The 23,526-nt window shown below is 45.8% G+C and carries 23 protein-coding genes; 13 read left to right on the top strand and 10 right to left on the bottom strand.

Features of this window, described 5'->3' with window-relative positions:
• Window positions 1-3 precede the first annotated feature (3 nt).
• Window positions 4-420 carry a VOC family protein gene (locus ECHVI_RS06960; RefSeq protein ID WP_015265253.1) on the bottom strand — a complete coding sequence of 139 codons (417 nt, stop codon included), beginning with the start codon at window positions 418-420 and terminating at the stop codon, window positions 4-6.
• 124 nt (window positions 421-544) lie between these two features.
• A complete protein-coding gene (locus tag ECHVI_RS06965; RefSeq protein WP_245553450.1) occupies window positions 545-835 on the bottom strand; it encodes a VOC family protein in 291 nt (96 codons plus the stop codon).
• A 116-nt stretch (window positions 836-951) separates the two neighbouring features.
• On the opposite strand from ECHVI_RS06965, the gene ECHVI_RS06970 reads away from it, so the two are divergent.
• Window positions 952-1,947: a GlxA family transcriptional regulator gene (locus ECHVI_RS06970; protein WP_015265254.1), complete on the top strand. Its 996-nt coding sequence runs from the start codon at window positions 952-954 to the stop codon at window positions 1,945-1,947.
• A 49-nt stretch (window positions 1,948-1,996) separates the two neighbouring features.
• Here the strand turns inward: ECHVI_RS06970 and ECHVI_RS06975 are convergent, their stop codons facing one another.
• The 5 genes from ECHVI_RS06975 to dapF form a co-directional block, all read right to left on the bottom strand.
• Entirely contained in the window at window positions 1,997-2,767 is a 771-nt protein-coding gene (locus ECHVI_RS06975; protein ID WP_015265255.1) for a S1/P1 nuclease, read from the bottom strand.
• Between the two features lie 17 nt (window positions 2,768-2,784).
• Window positions 2,785-3,978 carry a M20 metallopeptidase family protein gene (locus ECHVI_RS06980; protein ID WP_015265256.1) on the bottom strand — a complete coding sequence of 398 codons (1,194 nt, stop codon included), beginning with the start codon at window positions 3,976-3,978 and terminating at the stop codon, window positions 2,785-2,787.
• A 5-nt stretch (window positions 3,979-3,983) separates the two neighbouring features.
• On the bottom strand, window positions 3,984-4,532 hold the full coding sequence (locus ECHVI_RS06985; protein ID WP_015265257.1) for a hypothetical protein: 549 nt from the start codon (window positions 4,530-4,532) through the stop codon (window positions 3,984-3,986).
• A 7-nt stretch (window positions 4,533-4,539) separates the two neighbouring features.
• On the bottom strand, window positions 4,540-7,923 hold the full coding sequence (gene secA / locus ECHVI_RS06990) for a preprotein translocase subunit SecA (protein WP_015265258.1): 3,384 nt from the start codon (window positions 7,921-7,923) through the stop codon (window positions 4,540-4,542).
• Window positions 7,924-8,036: 113 nt separating this feature from the next.
• Window positions 8,037-8,810, bottom strand: coding sequence for a diaminopimelate epimerase (gene dapF, locus ECHVI_RS06995; protein ID WP_015265259.1), 774 nt, complete (start codon window positions 8,808-8,810; stop codon window positions 8,037-8,039).
• A gap of 223 nt (window positions 8,811-9,033) precedes the next feature.
• On the opposite strand from dapF, the gene ECHVI_RS07000 reads away from it, so the two are divergent.
• The 12 genes from ECHVI_RS07000 (at window position 9,034) to ECHVI_RS07055 (ending at window position 20,372) form a co-directional block, all read left to right on the top strand.
• Complete coding sequence (locus tag ECHVI_RS07000; RefSeq protein WP_015265260.1) at window positions 9,034-9,804, top strand: superoxide dismutase; 771 nt, start codon at window positions 9,034-9,036, stop codon at window positions 9,802-9,804.
• Window positions 9,805-10,060: 256 nt separating this feature from the next.
• Window positions 10,061-10,771, top strand: coding sequence for a hypothetical protein (locus ECHVI_RS07005; RefSeq protein WP_157501281.1), 711 nt, complete (start codon window positions 10,061-10,063; stop codon window positions 10,769-10,771).
• A gap of 195 nt (window positions 10,772-10,966) precedes the next feature.
• Window positions 10,967-11,434, top strand: coding sequence for a pyrophosphohydrolase domain-containing protein (locus ECHVI_RS07010; protein ID WP_015265262.1), 468 nt, complete (start codon window positions 10,967-10,969; stop codon window positions 11,432-11,434).
• A gap of 39 nt (window positions 11,435-11,473) precedes the next feature.
• Entirely contained in the window at window positions 11,474-12,607 is a 1,134-nt protein-coding gene (locus tag ECHVI_RS07015) for a P1 family peptidase (RefSeq protein WP_015265263.1), read from the top strand.
• 155 nt (window positions 12,608-12,762) lie between these two features.
• Window positions 12,763-13,371, top strand: coding sequence for a hypothetical protein (locus ECHVI_RS07020; RefSeq protein ID WP_015265264.1), 609 nt, complete (start codon window positions 12,763-12,765; stop codon window positions 13,369-13,371).
• The gene (locus ECHVI_RS07025) at window positions 13,368-13,658 is read left to right on the top strand and encodes a winged helix-turn-helix domain-containing protein (protein WP_041738398.1); all 291 of its coding nucleotides are present in this window, start codon (window positions 13,368-13,370) and stop codon (window positions 13,656-13,658) included. The genes ECHVI_RS07020 and ECHVI_RS07025 overlap by 4 nt, the downstream gene beginning before the upstream one ends.
• 53 nt (window positions 13,659-13,711) lie before the next feature.
• The gene (gene creD / locus ECHVI_RS07030; protein ID WP_015265266.1) at window positions 13,712-15,061 is read left to right on the top strand and encodes a cell envelope integrity protein CreD; all 1,350 of its coding nucleotides are present in this window, start codon (window positions 13,712-13,714) and stop codon (window positions 15,059-15,061) included.
• A 323-nt stretch (window positions 15,062-15,384) separates the two neighbouring features.
• Window positions 15,385-15,936, top strand: a complete 552-nt coding sequence (locus ECHVI_RS07035; protein WP_015265267.1) for a gluconate 2-dehydrogenase subunit 3 family protein — start codon at window positions 15,385-15,387, stop codon at window positions 15,934-15,936.
• 18 nt (window positions 15,937-15,954) lie between these two features.
• Window positions 15,955-17,655: a GMC oxidoreductase gene (locus ECHVI_RS07040; protein WP_015265268.1), complete on the top strand. Its 1,701-nt coding sequence runs from the start codon at window positions 15,955-15,957 to the stop codon at window positions 17,653-17,655.
• A 97-nt stretch (window positions 17,656-17,752) separates the two neighbouring features.
• On the top strand, window positions 17,753-18,685 hold the full coding sequence (locus ECHVI_RS07045; RefSeq protein ID WP_157501284.1) for a hypothetical protein: 933 nt from the start codon (window positions 17,753-17,755) through the stop codon (window positions 18,683-18,685).
• Window positions 18,686-18,929: 244 nt separating this feature from the next.
• The gene (locus ECHVI_RS07050) at window positions 18,930-19,541 is read left to right on the top strand and encodes a TetR/AcrR family transcriptional regulator (RefSeq protein ID WP_015265270.1); all 612 of its coding nucleotides are present in this window, start codon (window positions 18,930-18,932) and stop codon (window positions 19,539-19,541) included.
• Between the two features lie 249 nt (window positions 19,542-19,790).
• On the top strand, window positions 19,791-20,372 hold the full coding sequence (locus ECHVI_RS07055; protein WP_015265271.1) for a hypothetical protein: 582 nt from the start codon (window positions 19,791-19,793) through the stop codon (window positions 20,370-20,372).
• Window positions 20,373-20,436: 64 nt separating this feature from the next.
• On the opposite strand, the gene prmC is transcribed toward ECHVI_RS07055, so the two are convergent.
• The 3 genes from prmC to prfA all read right to left on the bottom strand — a co-directional run bounded on the left by prmC (window position 20,437) and on the right by prfA (window position 23,495).
• Window positions 20,437-21,276: a peptide chain release factor N(5)-glutamine methyltransferase gene (prmC, locus tag ECHVI_RS07060; protein WP_015265272.1), complete on the bottom strand. Its 840-nt coding sequence runs from the start codon at window positions 21,274-21,276 to the stop codon at window positions 20,437-20,439.
• Window positions 21,277-21,789: 513 nt separating this feature from the next.
• Window positions 21,790-22,317 carry a GNAT family N-acetyltransferase gene (locus ECHVI_RS07070; RefSeq protein ID WP_015265273.1) on the bottom strand — a complete coding sequence of 176 codons (528 nt, stop codon included), beginning with the start codon at window positions 22,315-22,317 and terminating at the stop codon, window positions 21,790-21,792.
• Window positions 22,318-22,418: 101 nt separating this feature from the next.
• Window positions 22,419-23,495 (bottom strand): peptide chain release factor 1, encoded by a 1,077-nt coding sequence (gene prfA / locus ECHVI_RS07075; RefSeq protein WP_015265274.1) that lies wholly within the window; start codon window positions 23,493-23,495, stop codon window positions 22,419-22,421.
• Window positions 23,496-23,526 lie beyond the last annotated feature (31 nt).

The following is a 23,526-nucleotide window of genomic DNA, read 5'->3' on the forward strand; positions in this document are numbered from 1 at the left end:
AGTTTATTTTTGATTTGACGGTAAGAGGACTTGCCATTTCTTACCAAATTTATCTCGGAGGACACCGAAAATATCCCCCCAAAACTGCTTCCTCACTGGTTCAAAGATTTCCCCACCTTCTGCCAGTCGGTCAAAGCATTGGTGTATTTCAGCTTCGTCATCAAAGATCAGCTGTATACCCATATCATTTCCGGGGCGGTGCCCATCGGGCCCTTGCATGTCAGTGGCCATCAATACCAGTTCCCCATTTCGGAGCTCGGCATGCATGATTTGGGTGAGCTGTTCATGAGGGGTTTCCTCTGCCATTGGGCCATCGGCCATGGTCATAAAGGAGAGCTTTCCGCCCAGGCAATGCTGGTAATAGGTCATGGCTTCTTTGCAGTTTCCATCAAAACTGAGGTATGGGTTTATTTTGATCATGGTTTTATTCGTTAGGAATGGCGGCTACGTTCATGAAACAAAGTTCCCACTGGTGCCCATCAGGATCAGCAAAGCTATGCTGATACATCCAGCCTTGGTCAATCGGGTCTGAGTAGGTGCTTCCTCATGCATTTACTGCCTTGATGACCATCTCGTCTACGGCTTCCTTGCTGTCCATGTCTAGGGCAATGAGCACCTCGGTGGTCTTATTGGCGTCTGCGATGTCCTTTTTAGTAAATTGCTTAAAGAAAGGCTCCGTGAGCAGCATCGCATAGATATTGTCCTCATTGATGACCAGACATGCGGCTTTCTCGTCGGAAAACTGTGGGTTAAAATTAAACCCCAAATGTTCGAAAAAGGCTTTGGACCGAGAGAGGTCTTTAACCGGTAGGTTTACGAAAATTTTTCCAGGCATGGTGTTTATTGTTTTAGGTTATATACAAACTTACAAGACTATTTTATAAAAACTGGTGTGTAAATACGTCCAACTAAGGGGTTGATTGCGACAGTTTTAGGTCGTATCTTGAAGAAATGAAACGTGTAGCAATCTTAATTCCAGTGGGCCATTTTAGTGTAGTCAACATAGAAGGTACGCATCATGTGTTTTCTTGGGTAAATCAATGGCTCATCCAATCAGGGCGGCAGCCATATTTTGACTTACAGCTGGTAGGGCTTTCCAGGCCAACCCAGCAAAGTACCGGGTTATTTGAGATCCATCCCGGCCGGCTCATCAGTGAGGTGGATAGAGTGGACTTGATTGTGATTCCTGCGATTCATGGGGATTTTGATGAGGTTTTGGAAGCCAATCGGCCGTTAATCCCTTGGATTATCAACCAGTATAAAGCAGGAGCTGAAGTGGCCAGTTTGTGCATCGGTGCTTTTTTTCTGGCAGCCACGGGGTTGCTGGATGGCAAAAGAGTGGCCACGCATTGGCAGTTTGCCAATGACTTTCGAATGCGGTTCCCAAAGGCCATAATGGTTGATGATAAGATCATTACCGATTCCGATGGGCTTTATACCAGTGGAGGGGCATTTTCCTTTACCAATTTGCTCATCTACCTTATTGAAAAATTCCTGGGCAGGGAGATGGCGGTAATGGCGGCCAAATCATTTATGATTGATATTGACCGAAACAGTCAGTCCCCATTTATCCTCTTTAACGGACAAAAGGAGCATCATGATGATGCCATACTCGGTGCCCAAAAATATATCGAAGAAAATTTTCAGGATAAGGTCCATGTGGAAGAACTTGCGCTCAAATTCGGAGTCGGGCGTAGGAGCTTTGAGCGACGGTTTAAGCAGGCTACCAGTAATACGGTCGTGGAATATATGCAGCGCGTTAAAATTGAAGCGGCAAAAAAAGCATTGGAGAAAGGCCGGAAAAATGTCAGTGAGGTAATGTATGAGGTGGGATATAGCGATACCAAGGCGTTTCGGACGGTGTTTAGGAAAATCACAGGGCTGTCTCCAGTACAGTACCGTAACAAGTATGCTCCCCAAGAGGTGAAAAAGACACTTTTATCCTAATCGTGCCGTCGATGATTAAGCCCTGCAATCATCACCTTTTATCATCTTTTCACCCGTAAATTTCGTTGAGAATGCCCGCCAACCGGATTCCTCCCGCGAGCAAGCGCTTTTCGATGACGGGAAAAGTGACATAATCGTATTCGTAAGACAGTCGCTTGCTGGCTGGAAGATCGTAAACACTTCCCCGAAGGTTGACGGCTTCTTTTAGCCAGTCGGCATATGGGGCGTTTTGAAGTGCTTTGACCATTTCCTTGTCCGTCTGTCGGTTCAGGTGATCTGCCAGTTCGGTATAGCTCAGCTTTTGCCGGTCGATCACTTTGGTATCCCACACGGTGTGCAGATTGGTTTTTTGGCCAAAGTATGTGACTTCCACTTCATTGCCGCCTTTGTCCTCCCCCGTGCCCACATGGAGAGGTTGATGGAGGTCACCCACGATATGGATGAGCATTTTAAGGTTTTCTTGTCTTTTGGTTAAAGATAAGGGCTTGTTTTTAAGCTCATCGATCAGGCGTAACATCACCGCATAGGCATCCCCATCTTCTTCTTGGATTTCAGGCTCATAACCTTTGCCCTCCCTGACTGTCAAGAAGTGCCAGGTATAAGCATAATCATAAGCCCTGTCCGAACGCACTTCATCCATCCAATTGGCAGCCATTCCAAGGGACTCTTGGCCAAGGATGGCCGCGATATTCCGTTGTGCCTTTTTACTCAGATGCCATTCGGCAATTTGCCCGACTACCCGGTGGCCGGTTTTGCCCCAGCCAAATGACTGGGTGTTCACCAAGGCGCAAAGCACAAACGCAAAAAAAAGTCTTTTCATAGGTTATCAGTAATTAATTAAGCTTCCGACATCAGCTCGTTGATGGCTATCCAGGCCATTAATCCTGCGCCCACTTCCAAGGCACTCTCATCAATGTCAAAGGTAGGCGTATGCACGCCACTGGTAATGCCCTTTTCCTCATTTCTGATACCAAGGCGGTAAAAACAGCCATCCATTTCTTGGGTATAATAGCTAAAGTCCTCAGCAGCCATCCAGATATCCAAGTCTTCTACATTTTCCTCTCCTAGGTATGCTTGGGCAGCTTTATAGGCCCGGTCGGTCAGTTCAGGTGCATTTTGCAAAAAAGGATAACCTTTGCGCACTTCAAAATCCACGGATCCCCCCATGCCTTCAGCAATCCCTTCGGCTATTTTGACCATTTTCTGATGGGCTTCGGCCCGCCATGTTTCATCCAGCGTACGGAATGTACCTTGAATGTTTACCTCATTTGGGATCACATTTGTCGCTCCGAGGGCTTCGATGCGGCCAAAGGAAAGTACAGAAGGTACTTTTGGACTGGCGTTACGGCTGATGACTTGCTGTAATGCGACGATGATGTGCGAGGCAATCAATACCGGATCTACCAAGGTTTCCGGCATGGCTCCGTGGCCTCCTTTGCCGATGACTTTTAGATATAGTTCATCTGCACTGGCCATGTACATCCCTTTACGAAAACCAACTTTTCCTGCATCGATCAGCGGCATCACGTGCTGGCCTACAATACCACTTGGCCGGGGATTTTCCAGGGCCTTATCCTTGATCATCAAGGAAGCCCCTCCAGGGATTTTTTCTTCGCCAGGTTGGAAAATCAATTTTACCGTTCCCTCAAATTGGTCTTTCACGGCATGAAGGATGCTGGCCGCACCCAAAAGGGAAGAAGTGTGCACGTCATGTCCACAAGCATGCATGACTCCTTCTTTGTTGGATTTATAAGGGACGTCGTTTTGTTCGACGATCGGAAGGGCGTCCATGTCTGCACGTAATGCGATGACTTTTTTTGATGGGTTTTTACCTTCGATCAGTGCGACGAGTCCAGTGTTGGCCTTGCGCTGGATATTCGTAATGCCGATTTCCTGCAAGTGCTTTTCCACAAAAGCGCAGGTTTGATGCTCTTCGAAGGAAAGTTCCGGATGGGCATGGATATGCCGGCGGATCGCTATCGTTTGGTTAAGCTGGTCAGCTGCCAACTTCTTGATGGTATCTTTAAGCATACTGGCTATTTCGATTCTTCGATTTCTTCCGTCTCTTCTTCTTTTCCAAAGCGCTGCTGGATGATCCGGGCACCTGGAAATTCCTGTTTGATGGTATGGAAGAGTGATTGCGCCTCAATTCGGTTGATATACCTGCCAACCTTTACCAAGTAACGAGGCTGCTCGTATTCCATTTCAGCTTTTACTTGCTCGGGCAAGGTGTTATAAAGCTTGTTTCGGGTAGAAAAAGCCTTTTCCCTATCCACTCCACTATACACTAAAATGGTAAAGCCATTGTAAACACCCCGATTGGCATTGGTACGTGCAAAGTTTTTCAGAGAAGCCTGTAGGTCACTGTCCACCGGATCACCAGCTTCTGAACTTACGGGGCCATTGTTTTGGGAAGAGGACAGGCTTTCTTCTTTGGGAAGATCTGGATAGGTCTCCCGGTAGGAAGAAAGGTTTTCTTGGTAGTCATTGTAGGCAGCAGCAGATTTACTCATTTTGCTTCCACCTGCACACCCTGCCAATAGGATGACCACGAAAAGGGAAAGATAAGCGATATGCTTTTTCATAGTTTTTTTAATCTTCTATAACAACACACTTGCCAGAAGTGATATCCTGCTCAACACTTTTGTATTTCACGTCTTTTTTCACGTTTCCATCGGTGTACTGCACCGAAACCCGGTCGTTTCGGCCATAGGCTTTTTCAGACTTGCGAGGAGCTACCGCTTGTTTTTGAGCCCCTCTGTTAGCCGCAGCGGCAGCCTGAGCAGCCCTGTTGGCATGGGGATTCAAGGTGCTATTGGCTTCCTCTTTTGATGCTTGGACTTTTGGTTCTGGTTGCTGTTGCGCTTGAGCAGCCCTCACCTGATCGGGATTTTGCTTGGGAAGCTCTGCCTTGGCAAGGAAGGAAATGACGTCCTCATTTAGCTTGCCCACAAAGCGTTTGAACATTTCAAAAGCCTCGAATTTGTAGATCAGTAATGGATCTTTTTGCTCGTATACCGCATTCTGAACAGACTGCTTCAGGTCGTCCATATCGCGAAGGTGTTCTTTCCAGTTTTGGTCGATGATGGCAAGGGTGACATTTTTTTCGATGGCCCGAATCAAATCACGCCCCTCATTATCAAGGGTGGATTGCAGGTTACACACCACGCCGATTTGTTTGATACCATCAGTGATGGGCACCATGATTTCCTTTACAGTGGCTCCTCTGTTTTCGTAGACGTCCTTGAGAACAGGCAGGGCCCGGTCAGTGACACGTTGGTTTTTGGCCACGTAGTTTTTATAAGAAGCATCAAACAATTCCTGGCTTAGGACAGGGGCTGGCTTGGACTTGATGTCATCCTCGCTGAATTTGTAGTCAATGCCCAAAGAGCTATAGATGTTCATGCGGAGGCTTTCCATGTCTTCGGTGGACTTGGCCACTTCGACGATGCCCTCGCAGACGTCGTACATCACATTCAGGATGTCCAGCTCAAGCCTTTCGCCCATCAGGGCATTTTTACGGCGCTTGTAAACGACCTCCCTTTGTGAGTTCATGACATCATCGTACTCCAGCAAGCGTTTACGAACACCAAAGTTGTTTTCCTCAACCTTGCGTTGAGCCCTTTCGATGGATTTGGAAATCATCGAATGCTGGATCACTTCTCCTTCTTCCAGTCCCATTCGGTCCATCAGTTTGGCAATCCGTTCTGAGCCAAAGAGACGCATCAAGCTATCTTCAAGTGAAACGAAAAACTGTGAGGAGCCCACATCTCCTTGGCGGCCTGCACGACCACGGAGCTGCCGGTCCACCCGTCTGGATTCGTGGCGTTCGGTACCGATGATGGCAAGGCCACCGGCCTTTTTGGCCTCAGGAGTCAGCTTGATATCCGTTCCACGACCGGCCATGTTGGTGGCGATGGTCACGGTACCTGGCTTACCTGCCTCTGCGACGACTTCGGCTTCCTTGGCGTGCTGCTTGGCATTCAATACTTGGTGCTTGATCTTTTTGAGGGTCAGCATACGGCTGAGAACCTCGGATATTTCCACAGAGGTCGTACCCACCAGTACCGGTCTCCCAGCTTCGGTCAGCTCATTGATTTCGTCCACTACGGCGTTAAATTTCTCCCTGACGGTTTTATAGACTTTGTCGTCACGGTCATCACGCTGGATAGGCTTGTTGGTCGGGATGACCACCACATCCAATTTGTAGATCTCCCAAAACTCCCCGGCTTCGGTCTCCGCTGTACCGGTCATCCCGGACAGTTTATGGTACATCCGGAAATAATTCTGAAGGGTAATGGTGGCATAGGTCTGGGTGGCGTCCTCTACCTTCACATTTTCCTTGGCTTCTATCGCTTGGTGTAGTCCATCGGAATACCTTCTGCCTTCCATGACACGACCAGTCTGTTCATCGACGATCTTTACCTTGCCGTCTACCAGGATGTACTCCGTGTCTTTTTCAAACATGCAGTATGCCTTCAGCAACTGGTTGACCGTATGGATACGCTGAGCCTTGACCCCGTAATCCTTGATGATCTCCTCTTTGCGAATGAGCTTTTCTTTATCGTCTATGCTCTCATCCTTTTCCATTTCGGCGATTTCCGTACCGATGTCAGGAAGGATAAAGAAGCTGGAATCTTCATTTTTCTTGGTAATTACCTCAATACCATTATCTGTGAGATCCACCGTGTTGGATTTTTCGTCAATGGTAAACAACAGCGGTTCGTCCGCTTCCGGCATCATTCGCTTGTTGTCCTGAAGGTAATAGTTTTCTGTTTTTTGGAGCACTACCCTTATTCCTGGCTCGGACAGGTATTTGATCAAAGGCTTGTACTTGGGCATGCCACGGTAAGCCCGAAACAGTGCCAGTCCACCTTCTTTTTGGTTGCCTTCTCCGATCAGTTTTTTGGCCGTGGAAAGGTAGCCTTGGATCAATTTCCGTTGCTCGTCCACCAAGGTGGAAACCCTTGGCTTCATCTCGTAAAACTCATGCTCATCGCCTCTTGGGACAGGCCCAGAGATGATCAAGGGAGTTCTGGCATCATCGATCAATACGGAATCGACCTCATCGATCATGGCAAAGTGATGCTTGCCTTGGACCAGGTCGTCTGCATTTCGCGCCATATTGTCCCGTAGGTAGTCAAAGCCAAATTCATTATTGGTTCCGTAAACGATGTCTGAATTATAAGCCTTTCGTCTTCCGGCGGAGTTTGGCTGGTACTTATCGATACAGTCTACGGTCAGGCCATGAAATTCAAACAAGGGAGCGTTCCATTCGCTGTCCCTTTTGGCAAGGTAATCGTTTACAGTCACGATGTGTACTCCCCGGCCAGCAAGGGCATTCAAGTAGGCCGGAAGGGTGGACACGAGGGTTTTACCTTCCCCGGTGGCCATTTCGGAAATTTTTCCTTTGTGAAGGGCAATACCACCGATTAGCTGCACATCATAGTGGAGCATGTCCCAAGTGATTTCGGTTCCTGCTGCCAGCCATTGGTTGTGCCAGATCGCGTCATCACCGTTGATTTCCACATTGTCCTTTTTGGCCGAAAGCTCACGGTCATAGTCATTGGCCTTGACGACCAGCTTGCCATTTTCTTTAAACCTTCTGGCGGTTTCTTTAACGACAGCAAAAGCCTCAGGCAATACTTTTTCAAGTACCACTTCCAAGGCTTCGTTACGGTCTTTTTCTACTTTGTCTATCTGATTGAAAAGGGCATCTTTTTCATGCACTTTGTCCGGTGCCAATGCTTCTATCTCCGCTTTGAGCGTGGCGATGTTATCATCAAAGGTCTTTAATTCCGAATCGACCACTCCCCTGATTTCAATGGTTTTGTTTCGTAACTCCTCGTCCGTGATCGAAGAAAGTTGGTCAAAAGCGGTATTGATCTTTCCTACGAAAGGGTATAATTCTTTTATATCTCGGTCTGACTTGGTTCCGAAAACCTTGGTCAGCCCTTTTGCGATAAAATCTAACATAGTAGTTGTAAAATTGTAATTGGGCTTAAAATTACTTTCTTTTTATAACAATCGGTAGTTTTTCACCGTTCGATTGATCTTTGGTATAAAATGCAATTCAAATACAATGATGGTCACACCGTGATGGTGCCTTTAAATACCTGCTGGGCTGGTCCTATCAATAGGATGTTTGTAAACCTTCCGTCCGGCAAGGCCTTGAATTTAACGGCAAGATTTCCACCCAAAGCCTTGATTTTTATATGATCGATTCCTTTTTGATCACCATAAATCAAAGCACAGGCCGTGACGCCCGTTCCGCAGGAAAGGGTTTCATCTTCTACGCCTCGCTCGTAAGTGCGGACATATATATGGTCTTCGGCCAAGGTGGATACAAAGTTGACATTGGTGCCTTTTGGTGTATAATGATCGCTGTAGCGGATGGATGCGCCAGTGTCCACGACAGGATAGTTTTCGACATCTTTCACAAACCGGACATGATGGGGAGAGCCGGTATTGACGTAAAAGTCGTCATCAACACGTTCTATGGCAGTGACATCTCCCATGCCCAGCGCGATATTTCCATCTTCTATTCGTGCGTCATGAGGGCCGTCGATGGCCAGAAAATGTGCCTCCTCGGTGACGATTCCCAGAAAACTGGAGAAAGCCACGGCACAGCGGGCCCCATTGCCACACATGCTCTGAGAGCCATCCGCATTGTAGTAAATCATTTCAAAATCGTATCCTTCTTTGTTGCGAATGAGGATGAGTCCATCTGCTCCAATCCCGAATTTTCGATCACAAAGCTGGCTGACAAGTTTCAGGTTTTTTTCATCAAAATGAGCAGATCGATCATCGATCATCACGAAATCATTCCCGGTGCCCTGATACTTATAAAATGATATTTCCATCTCGTAGTTTACATTAATAGCGTATAATGGTGTGGCTCAAAAACCAATCCATTTTCCGTTTATGTTACAAACATAACCATCTTGTCATTAATTCAGACAAATGGTCTGATTATTGGTTTTATTTTATAAGGTATTTACTTAACTTGCTAGAATAGCAATGAAAAATAATTTCATTGGATAGTAATGAGATGTAATATATTTTCAAAATAAAATTTTACAAGAAATGAAAAAGTCTTCATTTAATCCTTCTAGAAGGACTTTTATAACACAAAGTACTAAAGCCACATTGGCAGTGGGAATTGGTAGCAGTGCATTGGGTTCTGCATTCCTGACGGCTTGTGGTGCCTCCAAAGAAGAGGAAGAGAAAGCAGTGCAGCTAAGTACTGGCTTTTCCCAAGCGGGGTTGACCTATGATTATGGCGCGCTGGAGCCAAATATCGACGCTACCACCATGGAAATCCACTATACCAAACATGCTGCAGGATATGCTAGGAAGCTGAAAGCAGCCTGTGAAGAAGAAGGAGTGGACATGAGTAAGCCGTTGGAGGAAGTCCTGATGAATGTCTCAAACTACAGTACGGCCATGCGAAATAATGGTGGCGGGCACTATAATCACGAGCTTTTCTGGAGCATCATGTCACCTGAAGGAGGCGGTAAGCCAGAAGGTGAGCTGGCCTCGGCCATTGATAAAGCATTCGGCAGTTTTGATGCATTTGTGGAGAAGTTTGAAGGCGAGGCAAAAGGAAGGTTTGGTTCTGGATGGGCTTGGTTGGTCTTGGATGCCAATAAAAAGCTGAAAGTAGGTTCCACCCCAAACCAGGACAATCCGCTGATGGATGTTTCCGATCTGCAGGGAATTCCCTTGATGGGAATTGATGTGTGGGAACATGCCTATTACCTCCACTACCAAAATGAAAGAGGAAAATATGTGTCCAATTGGTGGAATGTAGTAAACTGGGCAGCCGTACAAGAGCGCTATGTTGCCATTGTTTAGTTTGCCATACAGGTTGTTCCTTACTAATATTGCGTAAATCCTTATTGGCGTAAATTATTGTTAACCGGGCTGGGTAATTTCCAGCCGGGTTTTTTTATTTGGTTGTTTAACTACCATTTTTATTCGGTTATGTCTTAAAACTGGCATTTTGTTTGTTTTAAGAGGTGACTGCAAAATCAACTAACAAATAATTATGAAAGGAACAATGAAAATTTATGCGAAATGGATGATGCCATTAAGTCTTGGCGTTATGTTAATGGCGTGTTCAAACGATGATGATGAGGCTCCTAAGGAAGGGTATAGTCAAGTGACTTTAAAAGCTACTGCTGAGGGAGAATCGGAGACATCCTCCGAAAATAGTCGATTGGCCGCAGGAGTCATGAGCGTCAGTTCGTTTAGTGTAGGCACTCAAGACATGGAGATGAAGTATGTTTCGCAAGCTGAAATCGATGCGGGGATCAGTATCGGTGATGGATTGTTGGAAACCAATCTCAGTGCTGAACTCGGTACAGAAGTTTCCCAAGAGAAAAGTCTGCAATTGATCGTAGATGGGGAATCCCAAGTAACTGTAATTGGTGAGGGGCAAACCCCCAATGGGCATTACACAGAGGTTTTATTTACGCTTCATCAGCATGCTGAAGGAAGTGCAGGGAGCGAGATGGAAAACAAATCCCTGCTCATAGAGGGAGATGTGGAAGGCAAAAGTACCCAAGTGTGGCTGGCGGCTGAAAAGCAACTGAGGGCAGTAGCCGCTTCTTCTCAAGGATATGAAGTCAAGGGCGATACCGATCTATCAGTAGTGTTTGATTTGGAGGCCATGTTTGAAGGAGTGGATATGGATGCTGCACTGGATGCTAATTCCGATGGTGTTGTGGAAGTAGGTCCTGATAATATTGACGGAAATGCCGCCCTTTACAGTCAGATAGAGAGCAACTTGGAGGGAGCGGTATGGCTTAAGAACCAATAGATTCATTACAGCTCATTGCAAGTGGCTGCTTCCAGTGTAGAATTATGTGTAACACCTTAAACGTGTTCCATATAGCTAAACTTTGGGGGCAGCCACTTTGTATTTGGTCATTAATTAACTTTTTTTGCTTGAGTTATTAACTTTGAATGATCTCTGGATTCGGTTATCCAGTCTATTCTTTTACAATCTTAAACTATGAAAGATCCCAAGACCCTTAGTGCGGTAGCAGCATTTCACCAAACCTTTAAGCATCCTATCTTGGATAAACCATCCATTCCAGACGAAAAAAGAAGCAAGCTCAGGGTTTCTTTGATAGCAGAAGAACTGAAGGAATTGGAAGAAGCCATCCAAAATGAGGATCTCGTAGAGGTAGCGGATGCGTTATGTGACATACAGTATGTATTGGCAGGCGCGGTGCTCGAATTTGGCTTGGCAGATAAGTTTAAAGCCCTTTTTGATGAAGTACAGCGTTCTAATATGAGCAAAGCCTGTAAATCGATCGAAGAAGCCGAAGCCACCGTTTCCCATTATCAAGGACAAGGTGTCGATTGTTTTTATGAGCAGGAGGGCGACCGTTATTTGGTATTCAGAAAAGAAGACCATAAAACACTAAAGTCGATCAATTACTCTCCCGCAGACCTAAAGGGTATCCTTACCGAGTAGATTCCATAAATATATCACAAACCTTAAAATCTTTTCTTGATGGCTGTTCCTTCGAAATTGCTCCCAGTCTTGGCTTTTGCCTTGTGTATTATTTTTAGTGGTTATGGCCAGCAGCGGGCCAGGGATTATGGCTTTTCATTTGGCGTGCTCGCTCCAGGTGATGGGAATGCCATTACGGATGTGGCCGGCGTGAAAGTGGGCCATCAAACCCTGCTCAGAGGGGATAGTGTTCGGACAGGCGTTACGGCCATCTTGCCCCATGGCGGAAACGTCTTTCAGGAAAAGGTGCCGGGAGCAGTTTATGTCGGCAATGGTTTTGGGAAATTGGCTGGGACCACCCAGGTGGAGGAATTGGGGAATATCGAAACCCCTATCGTCCTGACCAATACCTTAAATGTGGCCTCGGGGATCGAAGGAGTGATCGATTATACATTTTTAAATCCCGAAAATGACAATGTCCGATCTGTGAATGCGCTGGTAGGAGAGACCAACGACGGCTACCTCAATGATATTCGCGGTCGGCATGTGCAGCCATCTGATGTAGTGGCAGCGATTCAGTCTGCCCAAAGCGGAGCCGTAGAAGAGGGCAACGTGGGCGCTGGCACCGGTACCGTTTGTTTTGGTTTTAAAGGTGGGATAGGCACGGCCTCCCGAAAGCTTCCGGCCGAAATGGGGGGCTACACGGTTGGGGTATTGGTGCAGACCAATTTTGGCGGAGTCCTTCAGATCGATGGGTTCCCCGTGGGAAAGGAACTTGGCCAATATGCCTTCAAAAATCAACTGGAATCTGCCGATGGTTCATGCATGATCGTCGTGGCTACCGATGCACCGATCCATGCGAGGAACTTGAAGCGAGTGGCAAAACGGGCCATGATGGGCTTGGCCAAAACCGGAGGGATCGCCTCTAATGGATCCGGGGATTACGTGGTGGCTTTTTCTACGGCAAAGGACCTGCGAATTCCTTATGATAGCCATGGAGCGGAACGGCTGACGATGGAAGTGGTGAACAATGACTATATGAGCGGACTTTTTTTAGCGACCATAGAGGCTACTGAAGAGGCCATTATCAACTCCCTGTTTGCTGCAGAAACCATGAAGGGCTACCAAGGCCATGAGGTCAAAGCGCTTCCCATTGAACGGGTGTTAGAGATAAAGCGTCACAAAGGTTTTTAATTTGACTGGCTGGTTTCGAACGATGGTGGCAGCACCTATTTTAATTAATGCCTAGCTATTGGCCTTAATGGCCTGTTTTACAATTTTTAACAATCCTAACATTTGAAATAGCAAAAAACCAGTTTATATTTACTTTGTAATTCAAAGTACTTTCTATGGATCAGCAAAAATACATGGACGATTTGCGGGAAATCCGTGAAATGATGAACAAGTCCTCCAAGTTTATTTCCCTTAGCGGTATGTCGGGCATTGCAGCAGGGATCATAGCCTTGATAGGGGCGTTTGCGGCCTATCGGCTCGTCTATTCTGAGTGGTCGTACGATACAGGTGTTGACGAAATGTCCATGATTTTTCGTTTGATGTGGATTGGAGGATTGATCTTGGTGGGGGCTGTTGCAGCTGGCATTTTGTTCACCAGAAATACCGCAAAGAGAAATCAGCAAAAGCTATGGGATCACCCGTCCAAACGTCTGCTAGTCAACCTGGCCATTCCGATAGTTTCAGGAGGGATTTTCTGTGTAATTCTTTTGCTTAAGGGAAATTTGGAGTGGATCGCTCCCTTGACGCTGGTGTTTTATGGATTGGCACTGATCAATGCCAGTAAATATACCGTGGGCGGAATTCGCAGTTTGGGATTCGCAGAAATAGTCTTAGGTTTGCTGGCTGCCTGTTTTACAGGGTATGGGATATGGTTTTGGGCCGTTGGTTTTGGAGTGCTCCATATTGTTTATGGATTGGTCATGCAATTAAAATATAAGTTGTGAAAGAGCTGTTAAAGGATCTTAATAAAGCCTTTGAAAATAAAATCAGGTTGGGGATAATGTCTGCTTTGGTGGTCAATGATCACCTGGACTTTACGGCATTAAAGGACCTTTTGGGGGTGACCGATGGGAATTTGGCCAGTCACTTGAAAAACTTGGAGAAGCATAAATATATCCGATTCAAAAAGGAATTTCTCGATCGTAAGCCGAATACCAAATATGCCGCTACGCCGGAAGGAATCAAGGCGTTTGAGAAGCATATTAAGGCAATTGAACAATTATTGAAATAAAAAAATTTACCCATGTACTTTGAAATACAAAGTACTTTTAAAAACAGATAATTATGAAAAATGAAAACACGTATTTGGAAAAATTAGGTGCTTGGATCAGTAATTCCGTGAGTCTAAAATTATTGGTCATCACCATTTTGGTTTTACTGCTGCTGATTCCCTCGTCGATGATCATGGATTTAATTTCTGAGCGCGAAGCGCTCAATGAGCAAACCAAGGCTGAAGTGAGCTCAAAATGGGCCAATAGCCAGCAAGTGAACGGTCCGGTGCTGACCGTTCCACTGCTTTATGAATATCACGATAAGGAGGAGATCAGAGAAGAAATAAAGTACCTCTACTTACTCCCCGAGCAGCTGCAGGTAGATGGAAAAATCACTCCAGAAACCCTTCGCCGGGGGATTTATGAAGTAGTGGTGTATACATCCCATTTGGTATTTGCAGGAGACTTCCAGCTTCAAGAGAATTTTAGCCGGAATAACCTCAAGGAAATCCAATATGACAAAGCCTTTTTGACCATTGGAATATCCGATCTCAGGGGAATTAAGGAGGAGCTGGTGGTCAATTGGGGTGGTGAGCAACTGCAAGTGAAGCCGGGATCTAAGATTCCAGCGTTGATCCATCAGGGGATCTCGGTGGATTTGCCTCACCTGGACTTGATGAAAGGAAAGAAGATTCCTTTTTCCTTTGCGTTGAATTTGCAGGGGAGCCGTAGCATGTCGTTTGTTCCCGTGGGCGGGACGACCGAAATACAGCTGACATCGCCGTGGTCTTCACCTAGCTTTAGTGGTAATTTTCTGCCTGATCAGCGTGAAGTTACCAACGTTGGGTTTACGGCCAATTGGAAAGTGCTGCAGTTGAACCGGAATTTTCCGCAGTTTTGGGTGGATGAGTCCCAAGGAGGAAACCTTCAAGCAGCGGCATTTGGCGTGGATTTGTTATTTCCTGTTGACAATTACCAAAAGTCCATGCGATCTGCCAAGTACGCGGTGATGACCATTGTCGTTACTTTTCTGGTTTTCTTTTTGGTAGAAGTGCTCAATAAACGGAAGATTCATCCCTTCCAATATGCTTTGGTCGGCTTAGGGCTTTGTTTGTTCTATGTATTGCTGGTATCCATCACGGAGCATTCGGATTTCAATACGGCCTATGCCATGGCCACTTTGGGCATTGTGTCGATGATTGTGCTGTATTCACTGACCGTTTTCAAAAAGAAAATGCTGAGCTTACTCTTATTGGCAGCGTTAGCGGGGGCTTTTGGATTTTTATATGTGACCTTACAGTTGACTGATTATGCGCTGCTGATGGGAAGCATTGGCCTGACGGTGATGTTGGCCATGACCATGTATTTCACGCGGAATATTGATTGGTACCAATTGAGCATCGGAAAGCAAGAAGATAAGTGAGTGTGTTAAACCAGCTTTGTGCCTGCCCTTTTTTGGTAAACAAGGATCATTTCCTTGCGGAAAAAACGGGGCAGGTATTGGTTTTGAGGCTTGGACGAAATTAATAGGAAGATCATTGCCAGGGGCATATTTATGGGAAGTGACCAGGTAGATGCTGCAGGCTTTTAAATAGGGAGGATTTGGATGGACGTATATGGTCACCGTTCCAAGAGGTTTAGTGCCATAAAAATTGTATAATGAGGCTTTTCGTATAAATTAATTTTTTATCCTACGAGGAATCAATAATTTAATGCGTTCAAATCAAGTAATACCCTATAGAAAATATGAATAGACGCGAAGCAATGAAGGGCGTGGGGCTGCTGTTTGGCAGTGCCCTATCGGTATCTACCCTTGCGGTGTTCCAGCAGGGCTGTACCCGCTCAAAAGAAGCCGTGGCAGGTGTTTTCACCGATGAAGATGCCCAGTTAATGGCCACGATCGGGGATATCATTATCCCTGAAACACCCGACTCTCCAGGGGCCAAAGCCGTGGGGATTGGTGCATTTATGGTAAAGATGCTGGAGGACTGTTATTCCCAAGAGGACCGGGAAAACGTCTCTTTGGCATTAGGTTATTTTGAATCGGATAAGGATTTTTCTGCGCTGTCACCTGATGAGCAGGTAGCCGCTGTAAGTGATCTGGATGGCCAAGTGTATGCCAAAAGTAACGAGCTAGAGGATGGACTCGTGCGGGGCTATAAAATCATCAAAGAGTTGACCCTTTTTGGATACTTTAGTTCGGAGGCAGGTGCCACTCAGGCGCTGCGTTACGAACTGGTGCCCGGCCGCTATGATGGCTGTGTCGATCTGAAGCCCGGAGACAAAGCCTGGGCATAACCTAAAATAATCCTTACCATGAATTTGAATATCAAAGCAACAAAAGAAAATACCTACGATGCGATCGTCGTGGGCTCCGGCATCAGTGGAGGCTGGGCAGCAAAAGAACTGTGTGAAAAGGGACTAAAAACCTTGGTGCTGGAACGCGGCAAGAATGTGGAACACATCAAGGGCTACCCCACCACAAACCTGAACCCTTGGGAACTCGATCACCGGGGATGGTCGACCAACGAAAGCAAGGAGAAGCATCCCATCCAAAGCCGCTGCTATGCCTTTGGAGAAGACACCCAACAGTTTTGGGTCAATGACCTGGAGAATCCATATAATGAAGTAAAGCCTTTCAATTGGCTCAGAGGCTACCACGTCGGAGGGAGGTCCCTGATGTGGGGAAGGCAGTGTTACCGCTTGAGTGATATTGACTTTGAAGCCAATGCTAAGGACGGATACGGTGTGGATTGGCCGGTGAGGTATAAGGACTTGGCACCGTGGTACACGTATGTGGAAAAATTTGCGGGGATCTCTGGCCAAGCGGAAGGTTTGCCGCAGTTACCGGACAGTCATTTTTTGCCTGCCATGGAGATGAACTGTGTAGAAAAGCATGTTGCCGCTCGGGTAAAGGAGAAATTTGACGACCGGATCATTACCATCGGCAGGGCGGCACATGCGACAGCTGCCTTAAACGGTCGGGGGCCATGCCAGTATCGAAATCTCTGTGCTAGGGGTTGCCCATTTGGAGGATACTTTAGCAGTAACTCAGCTACGCTTCCAGCCGCTATGCAAACCGGAAACATGACCCTTAGGCCTTTTTCCATTGTGACGGAAGTGCTCTATGACAAAGAAACTGGTAAGGCCAATGGTGTGCGCATCATGGATGCCGAAACCAAGGAATATACCGAATATTATGCGAAAGTAGTTTTCTTGAATGCTTCCACCTTGGGCACGGCTTGGATCCTGCTCAATTCCGTTTCGGATGCCTTTCCCAATGGGTTGGGGAATGGTAGTGAGCAGGTCGGGCATAACCTGATGGATCATCACTATGGTGTGGGGGCTTCCGGAGCCATTGAAGGTTTTGGAGATAAATATTATTATGGCCGCAGGCCAAACGGTATTTATGTACCCCGCTTTAGAAATATCAGTGAAGCCACTGAGCGACCGGATTATGTACGTGGGTTTGGTTACCAAGGAGGTGCCGGACGCGGACGCGGTCAAGGTGGTCCTGCTGGTGTGGGAGCAGATTTCAAACTGTCCAAAACCCAACCAAGTGAAGATTGGAGCTTTGGTATCGGGTCATGGGGTGAGCATTTGCCCTATTATGATAACAAGGTAAGCCTCAATCATGATAAGTTAGATGCTTATGGACTGCCCACATTGGACATCGACTGTGAGTTTAAGGAAAATGAAATGGCCATGCGTAAAGATATGCGCCAAAGTGCCGTGGATATCCTAGAGGCTGTCGGAGCTAAAAATATCAATTCATACGATAGTGCACCGCCTCCGGGCCATTGCATCCATGAAATGGGAACCGCCAGGATGGGCAAGGATCCGAAGACCTCAGTCCTGAACGGCTATAATCAAATGCATGAAGTGCCCAATGTCTATATCACAGATGGTGCTTTTATGGCATCTTCGGCCTGCCAAAATCCTTCCCTTACTTATATGGCTTTTACAGCCAGGGCCTGCGATCATGCGGTTAAGGAACTGAAGAAGCAGAATTTGTAATAAATTTTCTTTATGGCCATGGATAAAATGGATGGGTATACCTCATGCATTTAATCTGTGGCTTTTTTATACGTCCAAAAAAAATGTCCGACAATCTATGAAAATCCTATTGGCTACGTTGATGATGTGCTTGAGTTTCTTAAAGACCGTCGTGGCACAGACAAACCATGATTCAACAATAGTGCTATCTGCGATCAGGAGTGAACACAGTAAAGCGGGTACAATGGCTTTTCAAGTTGATGAAGGGGATGTAAATACGGCAAAGGTGATCTTTTTGGGAGATCAAGCGGATTATTTTTCGGCCAGGAAAATGGACGTCTTGGATGATACGCTGATGATATCTGTCCAATTTACACCCAACATGGAATTTATTGGTCTTGCCGAAGCGGTCATGGAAATAAGGCTGGAGGATGAAGTATTGGCGAGCAGGCCTGTTCGTGGCTTGAGCACAAAAGCCTTGGAGGGAGAAAATGAACCGTCATTGGCTTTGGTCGTCGAGGCATTTGGTTGGAAGATTGATCTAGGATGGACTCAGCTAGCCAATCACACTAGAGCTGAGCTTCAAGGAGAAGAGTTGCACGTAACCTCTTTTAAAAAGGCAGAAGGTGCGGAGAGGGTAGAGATGATACCAATAGCACGCTATAGTCCACCGTTTGCCCTTCCTTTTGGGTATTATGAAAGGGGCAATGAAACCCCTGTTTTGAAACAGGTTGGAGTGCTGGCAAATAGTACCAGTTATCCTGAACACCAAACCATCTATCCGGCCCTTGAAGAGGGACACCCCTCATTTGATCCGGGCAAGTTGTCATTTGGGTTTTATACCACCAGCCCAAGCCATGTGGCCTATTCAGAGGATTACTGGAATCAATCGCTTCATCCGGATCATGCCACGCATGCCTGTAGAGTATATGCGGTGAGGGACAGTAATGGGAAAGTCCTCCCAGCGCAATATCTGGTCTGTTTTGAAGAAGCGGCCAATGGAGATTATCAGGATTATGTCTTTTTGGTCAAGCATGTAATTGCCCAATGATTTATAGTAACCATTTCTCTATTTTTGAGAGGATAATATTGCCCAAACCTTCAAAATTGTGCGTTTGACCTAGTTGGTTGTTCCAGATTGATAACGTTGTCGACCCAATGTCATCATTAGATTGGGTTTTATAATTTACCTGATTTATGTTAAAATAACTTAAATATTAAACAATTGTTTAACCTTTTTAATTAAACGTTTGTTTAAGATATGTTACCAAATTAATTTTGGATCATGGAACTCAATGAAAAAAAAGGTGAACATCATGGAGGTAGCCGAGAAGCTTTTTGCAAAGAATGGCTTTTCCGGTACCTCAGTTAGGGAAATTGCCAAGAGGGCAGAAGTAAACATCGCGATGATTTCCTATTATTTTGAGAGCAAAGAAAAATTGCTGGAAGCGATATTTCACTATCGAGGTGATTACTTAAATGTCATGGTAGAAAGCCTGCTTCAAAAGGATGCTTTTACCCGTTGGCAAAAACTGGATTGGCTAGTGGATGAATATGTTGACAGGTTTTTGGAACACCAATACTTGCATAGAATTATTCTCCGAGAGAGTGGCTTGCACAGCAAAGGAAGCCTCAGGGAGTTTATTGATAGGAAACGTCATGGACACTATAAAATGGTCAAACAGTTTATCGAAGAAGGGCAGGCCGCTGGAGATTTTAGAGCAGATGTTGATTTATTGATGCTCTATTCTTTATTGCCGGGCATCACCAAGCATTTACTTTTCCATGAATCCTTTATGAACTATGTAATCAAGGAAGAATCGGGGGAAGAGCTGGGTTTGGAGGGACTTAAAGTAAGGGCACAAACCTTCCTGAAAAAAGCACTAAGGGAACTTCTTCAGAAATGATGACTTTGGGTAAGGAAGATCCATCGCCACCTTCCACCAAGCTGCTCGAAGTATAATTTGCCATTTATCGAGAAAAGTATCGGTTTCAGCGCCGGTACTTTTTTTATGATCTGGCCTGTAGGCAAATCCATAGTACATTAGCTATACTGCAAATGAGAATAAATTACATGTTTATGTGTATTTTTATATAGGCTAAAACCGTATAATTTTGGTGTGAACAATACGATATGGTGTATAAACTTTGTTAATATGAATACATTAAAGAAACTACTACTCTTTGCTTTAGTGATTTTTGTAGGGGGCTGTGATATGATCAGTGATGAAGATGGATCCGATCCTTCTGATCCTGAAAACCAACCTGAAAATCAGATCCCCACCAGCTTACACTTCGCGTTTAAAACGGAAGATTGGGAACGAAAGGTGGACTGTACCCACTTGGATTTGGACGCCACAAAAAGCACGCTGCTGAAGGCAACCTCCCAATCGACTGGTTCTACCTTTTATTTTGTCGTACCATCCAGCAGCACTGAAATGGCTAAGGCTGAAAATTTCGGTAAGTATCCCATAGGGACAGAAGAATATTTTTCGATGGCACAAGTGCTCCCCGTGAGCCAAGGCAGTGACAGTCGAATAAGGTCCAAAGCTGGTTTTGATGAGGAAAACTCTTTCACTGAAATCGTGTCCATCACTCACGCTGGCACCGCAACGGATTATGAGATTTATCGAGTCAAAGGCCACTATCAAATGCAAATGGAAGGGGTTGAGGATGAAGGATTGACCCGAACCTGCCAGGGCACTTTCCATTTCAAAATTAAAACCACGAAAGATTAATTTTTGCGATTGATTTGATTTCCCCCTTGTTCAAGCATGCGGGCTTGGGCAGGGGATTTTTTCATCAAGGACGAATAGCAGACAGCATCCGAGGCTTGCCCTGTAAGTCATCATGGATGGTCACGTGGCGATAGCCCAAGCTTTCGGCCAAAGTTTCCATTTCCTTGGCAAAGGCTTCGTTGATTTCAAAATACAGCTTGCCCCCGGGGTTTAGTGCTTTCAAGCCTTTTGTGGCAATTGTCCTGTAAAAAACTAGTGGATCCTCATTGGAAACAAACAATGCCAGGGAAGGCTCATGCTCCAGTACATTTTTGTGCATGTGTGCTTTTTCTAGCTCACGCACATATGGAGGGTTGCTGACCAAAATGTCAAGCTGATTTATGGGGATCTCCTTGCTGAGGATATCAGTTTGGAGAAAGGTTACCTTTGCTCCCAAGCGCTTGGCATTTTCCTGCGCCATTTGCAATGCCTCTTTACTGATGTCCATGGCATGGACCACTGGATGGGCCATTTCCAAGAAAAGTGTAATGGGAATACAGCCACTTCCCGTACCGATATCCATGATTTGGAGTCCAGCTTGAAGATTATCCTTGAGGATTAAATGAACAAGTTCTTCGGTTTCATTTCGAGGAATTAGGACGCTTGGGTCAACCTTAAAGTCCCGGCCATAAAAGGGTGCTTCCCCTAGGATATATTGGATAGGATGGCCTTCCATAAGCCTTTCAAAAGCCACTTGAATGTCATTGGGGAGTTCGGGTAACGAAGCATTTCTTACAATATCTCCCCGCTTCCAGCCTAAGAAATGTTCCAATAGCCAAAAGGCCAATTGACTGGCTTCCTGTTCAGGGTACATCGGTTGCAAACTGGAATGGTAGGATTGATATAGTGCTCTTGCGCTGATCATGGCATGTGAAAGTCACACAAAGGTAGCGAGAAGTTTTTAATGGACGATAGGAAAAGGAAAGTTCGAGCCTACGCGTTGTTGAGGTTAGCCTATCAGGGTGGGCAGGTGGAAAAAGGTTGTACTGGATGTACTATTCCCCATAAAGTTAAATCCCAGTCCCCAGAAACAATGCTTGATCCAAAAAATGCCTAACAAATGGCCGTTGATGACTGGATTTGTTAGGCATTAAAGGGGAATAGCAAGTTAGGTGAAGCGATCACCATCTTCCCTTTTTTTGATGTTTGGGATGTATTCCATAATGTTTTTTGACCTGTCCTGGGGGCATTTTCTTATGGCTCTTTTTATAATGTTGACCATAATGTCCGTGATGCACTACACAGGAAGTGGTCATGGTTACGGTGCCGAGCATAAAGGCTGCCGCAAAACAGAAATTTATGACAAGTCGTTTCATGCCATTAGGCTTCCAAAAACTGAACCAGTTTGATTGGTAAGCCAATTTTTTCTGCTAAAATCTTATATAAACTGCTCTCTTAGAACGACAAACTGAAAGATATCGCCAATTTTATTGTTTTTGATAAATCCCCCTTTGAGGATGGCTTCTTCTTCAAAACCGGCTTTTTGGAGTACTCGCATGCAGGGGATGTTGAAGTCATAAACGGTGGCAAAGACCCGCTGTACTTCAAAGTTTTTGAACAGATAGGGAACGAAAAGCCTGACGGCTTCAGTAGCAATGCCCTGTCCCCAATAGGGCTCACCCAGCCAAAATCCGAGCTCCATGTTGGTGCGGAGTTCATTTTCTCCTTTGTGGATGCCTATTGCGCCTACCAGTTGGCCGTTTTGCTCGATTGCAAAGTTGTGGGGAGGGTTGAACTTGATATTATGCTCGATCCAGAAACGAGCATCATGCAAGGTGTAAGGTTGGGGAAAGCTATCTTTGAGGTTCTTGGCAATGGCAGGGTTGTTGGCCAATGGGTACAGTTTGTGGAAGTGCTGTCCGCCCCAGGTATGAAGAGTGATACCATTTTCTCCTTCGATTTTCATATACAGCTTTTCTTTTTTTGATGAACGTATTGATGGAGCACCCACTGCATAATCCATACCTAAAATATGGCTTTCACCAAAAAAAAGAAATGGCATGGAAGTTAGTCTTCCATGCCGCTGTTTTTGAGCCGTTCGGCATTTTCTGCAAAGCGCAGGGCACTTGTAAATTCCTCAAGGTTGCCATCCATCACGTCAGGAAGGTTATACACGGTTTTGTTGATCCGGTGATCCGTAACCCGGCTTTGGGGATAGTTATATGTCCTGATCTTGTCTGATCTGTCCCCGCTTCCCACCATTGACTTACGCTGGGCACCTACTTCTTCGTTATGCTTGGCCAGCTCGATTTCATAAATTCTGGACCGGAGTACTTTTAAGGCCTTTTCGAAGTTTTTGATCTGTGACTTTTGGTCTTGGCAGGTCACGACGATTCCCGTAGGTTCGTGCGTAAGCCTTACGGCCGAATAAGTCGTGTTGACCGATTGCCCCCCGGGACCTGATGAACAGTAGGTGTCTTTTCGTACATCGTTCATGTCGATCTGAACATCCACATCTTCCATTTCTGGAAGTACGGCCACGGTAGCAGCAGAGGTATGTACCCGACCTTGGGTTTCTGTGGCAGGCACCCGTTGTACACGATGGACGCCGGATTCATACTTCAGCATCCCGTACACATCGGCACCTGAAACAGTGCTGATGATTTCTTTATATCCACCGGCAGAACCAAAGGTAAGGTCGAGTACCGTGAGGCTCCAGTTTTGCTTTTCGGCATAGCGCTCGTACATGCGGAAGAGGTCTCCCGCAAAAATAGCTGCTTCATCACCGCCCGTACCGCTTCGGATTTCCAAGATACAGTCCTTGGAATCATTGGGGTCTTTGGGAATAAGCATCTGTTTGAGCGCTTTCTCGTATTCGGTTTCCTTTTCCTTTAGCTCATCCAACTCTGCTTTGGCCATGTCCCTGAAATCAGGGTCTTTCTCGGTTTCCAAAATGGCTTTTGAACTTTTGATATTGTCCAGGACCAGTTTGTATTCATCAAACACTTTGACGATTTTCTCCAGGTCTTTGTATTCTTTGGTGAGCTTGGTGTATTTGCTCATATCGGACATTGCATCCGGCTGAATGATCAGCTGCCCCACTTCTTCAAATCGATCTTTGACGTGCTCTAATTTATCAAGCATATAGTTTTTGGTCTTTGCAGGGACAAAATTA

Source organism: Echinicola vietnamensis DSM 17526 (assembly GCF_000325705.1).
Lineage (GTDB): Bacteria > Bacteroidota > Bacteroidia > Cytophagales > Cyclobacteriaceae > Echinicola > Echinicola vietnamensis.

Bases quoted from the DNA above. Each gene is read 5' to 3' on its own strand.
- ECHVI_RS06980 (WP_015265256.1), bottom strand. From the start codon at position 3,978: ATGCTTAAAGATACCATCAAGAAGTTGGCAGCTGACCAGCTTAACCAA.
- ECHVI_RS06960 (WP_015265253.1), bottom strand. From the start codon at position 420: ATGATCAAAATAAACCCATACCTCAGTTTTGATGGAAACTGCAAAGAA.
- secA (WP_015265258.1), bottom strand. From the start codon at position 7,923: ATGTTAGATTTTATCGCAAAAGGGCTGACCAAGGTTTTCGGAACCAAG.
- ECHVI_RS06975 (WP_015265255.1), bottom strand. From the start codon at position 2,767: ATGAAAAGACTTTTTTTTGCGTTTGTGCTTTGCGCCTTGGTGAACACC.
- ECHVI_RS07000 (WP_015265260.1), top strand. From the start codon at position 9,034: ATGAAAAAGTCTTCATTTAATCCTTCTAGAAGGACTTTTATAACACAA.
- creD (WP_015265266.1), top strand. From the start codon at position 13,712: ATGAAAAATGAAAACACGTATTTGGAAAAATTAGGTGCTTGGATCAGT.
- ECHVI_RS07040 (WP_015265268.1), top strand. From the start codon at position 15,955: ATGAATTTGAATATCAAAGCAACAAAAGAAAATACCTACGATGCGATC.
- ECHVI_RS06970 (WP_015265254.1), top strand. From the start codon at position 952: ATGAAACGTGTAGCAATCTTAATTCCAGTGGGCCATTTTAGTGTAGTC.
- ECHVI_RS07055 (WP_015265271.1), top strand. From the start codon at position 19,791: ATGAATACATTAAAGAAACTACTACTCTTTGCTTTAGTGATTTTTGTA.
- ECHVI_RS07035 (WP_015265267.1), top strand. From the start codon at position 15,385: ATGAATAGACGCGAAGCAATGAAGGGCGTGGGGCTGCTGTTTGGCAGT.
- dapF (WP_015265259.1), bottom strand. From the start codon at position 8,810: ATGGAAATATCATTTTATAAGTATCAGGGCACCGGGAATGATTTCGTG.
- ECHVI_RS07010 (WP_015265262.1), top strand. From the start codon at position 10,967: ATGAAAGATCCCAAGACCCTTAGTGCGGTAGCAGCATTTCACCAAACC.
- prmC (WP_015265272.1), bottom strand. From the start codon at position 21,276: ATGATCAGCGCAAGAGCACTATATCAATCCTACCATTCCAGTTTGCAA.
- ECHVI_RS07070 (WP_015265273.1), bottom strand. From the start codon at position 22,317: ATGAAAATCGAAGGAGAAAATGGTATCACTCTTCATACCTGGGGCGGA.
- prfA (WP_015265274.1), bottom strand. From the start codon at position 23,495: ATGCTTGATAAATTAGAGCACGTCAAAGATCGATTTGAAGAAGTGGGG.
- ECHVI_RS07045 (WP_157501284.1), top strand. From the start codon at position 17,753: ATGAAAATCCTATTGGCTACGTTGATGATGTGCTTGAGTTTCTTAAAG.
- ECHVI_RS07015 (WP_015265263.1), top strand. From the start codon at position 11,474: ATGGCTGTTCCTTCGAAATTGCTCCCAGTCTTGGCTTTTGCCTTGTGT.
- ECHVI_RS06985 (WP_015265257.1), bottom strand. From the start codon at position 4,532: ATGAAAAAGCATATCGCTTATCTTTCCCTTTTCGTGGTCATCCTATTG.
- ECHVI_RS07005 (WP_157501281.1), top strand. From the start codon at position 10,061: ATGGCGTGTTCAAACGATGATGATGAGGCTCCTAAGGAAGGGTATAGT.
- ECHVI_RS07020 (WP_015265264.1), top strand. From the start codon at position 12,763: ATGGATCAGCAAAAATACATGGACGATTTGCGGGAAATCCGTGAAATG.
- ECHVI_RS07050 (WP_015265270.1), top strand. From the start codon at position 18,930: ATGAAAAAAAAGGTGAACATCATGGAGGTAGCCGAGAAGCTTTTTGCA.
- ECHVI_RS06965 (WP_245553450.1), bottom strand. From the start codon at position 835: ATGCCTGGAAAAATTTTCGTAAACCTACCGGTTAAAGACCTCTCTCGG.